General features: G+C 66.5%; 2 protein-coding genes. Both read right to left on the reverse strand.

All coding sequences use genetic code 11. The features are described 5' to 3' along the window. The coding region (locus ACT84W_RS07615) for an ATP-dependent helicase (RefSeq protein WP_444328769.1) at window positions 1-1,616 on the reverse strand (1,616 nt) is incomplete at its 3' end. Between the two features lie 512 nt (window positions 1,617-2,128). Next, window positions 2,129-2,575: a low molecular weight protein-tyrosine-phosphatase gene (locus tag ACT84W_RS07620; RefSeq protein WP_432291097.1), complete on the reverse strand. Its 447-nt coding sequence runs from the start codon at window positions 2,573-2,575 to the stop codon at window positions 2,129-2,131. Between the last annotated feature and the right edge of the window lie 142 nt (window positions 2,576-2,717).

Here is a 2,717-nt window from a genome sequence, read left to right on the forward strand (position 1 = left end):
AGCGACTCGAGCGTGGAGGTAACGTCCTCGTGGGTCTCGTCGAACTCGGCGGCGACGCCCATGAACTCCTTGATGTTCTCGATACGGCCGTCCGCCTCGTCGGAGTGCTCGGCCTCGAGCGCTCGGATGAGGCCCGCCTTGGTCACGATGGCGTCGACCACCTGCGCGAGCTCGCCAGAGACGCGGCGGCCCGACTCGATCACGTCGCAGAAGTCCCCGAGCGCCTGGCGCACCTTCGGCGAGAAGAGCCCCGCCTCGCAGATCCCCTGCTGGCAGGCGGCGTAAAAGCTCACGCCCTCGTCGGCGGCGAGCTGCTGGAGCTTGGCCACCGACGTCGAGCCGATGCCGCGGCGCGGGGTGTTGATCACGCGCTGGACCGACACGTCGTCGTTGGGGTTGCACACGGCCTTGAGGTAGGCCGTCACGTCGCGGACCTCGGCGCGGTCGAAGAACCTCGTGCCGTCCACGATCTTGTACGGGACGCCCGCACGCAGCAGCATATCCTCGAGGATGCGGGACTGCGAGTTCATGCGGTAGAACACCGCGAAGTCGTCGTAGCTCGTGCCCGCGTCGTGCAGGCGCTCGATCTCGGCCCCGATCCAGCGGCCCTCGTCGCGCTCGTCGGAGGCCTGGAAGAGCTTGATCTTCTCGCCGTCGCCCGCGTCGGTAAAGAGGCGCTTGGCCTTGCGGCGCGAGTTGTGCGCGACCACGGCGTTCGCCGCGTTGAGAATGTGGCCGGTCGAGCGGTAGTTCTGCTCCAGGCGCACGGTCTTCGCGTCGGGGTAGTCCTTCTCGAAATCGAGGATGTTCTGGATGTCCGCGCCACGCCAGGAGTAGATGGACTGGTCGTCGTCGCCCACGACCATGAGGTTGCGGTACTTGGCGGCGAGCAGGTTCGTGATGGCGTACTGGACGTGGTTGGTGTCCTGGTACTCGTCGACGCTGATGTGCTGGAAGCGGTCCTGGTACTTCTCGAGCACGTCGGGGTGCTTGGACAGCAGCTCGAGCGCCTTGAGCAGGAGGTCGTCGAAGTCCATGGCGTTGGCCTTGGCAAGGCGCACGTCGAGGGCGCGGTAGACGCGCCCGGCCACGCGGTCGGCAGGGTTCTGAGAGCTCTCGAGCTCGGCCGCGGACTGCATGGCGTTCTTGGCGGAGCTGATCTTCGAGCGGACGGCGCGGATGGGGAACTGCTTCTGGTCGATGCGCAGGTCGCTCATGATGGACTTGACCATGCGGTTCGAGTCGTCGTCGTCGTAGATGGTGAAGTTGCTCGTGTACCCGATGGCCTCGGCGTCCTCGCGCAGCATGCGCACGCACATGGCGTGGAAGGTGCAGACCCACATGCCGCGGGTGCCGTCGGGCAGGATGGCGCCCAGGCGCTCGCGCATCTCGGCCGCGGCTTTGTTCGTGAAGGTGATGGCGAGGACCTGCCAGGGGCGCACGCCCTCGTCGGCGATCATGTGGGCGATGCGCATGGTGAGGACGCGGGTCTTGCCGGAGCCTGCGCCCGCCAGGACCAGCAGGGGCCCGCGCGTGGTCTCGACCGCCTCACGCTGGGCGGGATTCAGGCCGTCGAGGTCGATGTTCGCGCGCGGCGCGGCCGGGGCTCCCCACATGGGCGTCGGCTCCGCCATCGTGGCGGCGGGCGCCACGGCGACGGCCCCCTCCCCCGCCTCGGGAGGCAGGTAGGAGTCGTAGCCAGCAGGCTCCTCCTCGTCGGAGGGTGCGAAGAATGTGAGCTGATCGTCGTTCATGCGCTGCGGTTCCTCTCGATAGCTTTAGCGACTTAAGAGTGTAACCGCCCCGCGGGACAACAATTGCCCGCCCAGCGAATCCCCACCATCATTCGGCGGCGGTCGTTCACCTTCATTCGGCGACAGTCATTGCGTGCAGCTTTCTGGGACACCCTCGTCCCGGCGCATCTATCGGCCGCCGTCATTTGGCAGCAGCAGGTGGGAGCAGCGTTATTGCCGCACTTGCCGGCTAGTTAGAGAGGAGATGCAGAAAAGCGCCCGCCTCCACGGGCAGTGGCCACGGACCTTCGGCCGACTCGCTACGCGCGCCCTCCGCTCCGAGCTCGGCCACGGACCTTCGGCCGACTCGGGCCGCGCGCCCTCCCCCACGCCTCCTACAGCTTGGAGAGAAGTGCCTCGCATCCCGCGAGCACATCCGCGTACGTCGCGTCGAAGTCGCCCGTGTACCACGGGTCGGCGACGTCGCGCGGCGAGTCGGTCCAGTCGAGCAGGCGGCTCACCTTGTGATCGGGGTCGCCATGGAGGATATGCTCGAGTCCATAGGCGTTCTCCGCGTCCATGTACACGATGCGGTCCCAGTCGCCGTACTCGGCGCGCGTGATCTGGCGGGCGCGGTGGCGCCTCACAGGGATGCCGACCTCGCGGAGCTTAGCCACCGTGCCGTGATGCGGCGGGTTGCCGATCTCCTCGCGACTCGTGGCGGCCGAGTCGACGACGAACTCGTCCGCGCGCCCAGCGCGGCGTGCGAGCTCCTCGAAGACGAACTGGGCCATCGTCGAGCGGCAGATGTTTCCGTGGCATATGAATAAGATGCGCGTCATTCTTGCTAGACCCCTGACCTGCGGTTTTATTGATGTCATTGAGGCTATTTTACTGGTTTGCGAATGTCACAGAGTCCGGATGGGACAATGGGGTCTCTTGCCGCCCGTTAAAGCCGAGCCGCTCCGCGCAGTGATGCCAAGA

It is taken from the genome of Paratractidigestivibacter sp. (assembly GCF_052362415.1).
Lineage (GTDB): Bacteria > Actinomycetota > Coriobacteriia > Coriobacteriales > Atopobiaceae > Paratractidigestivibacter.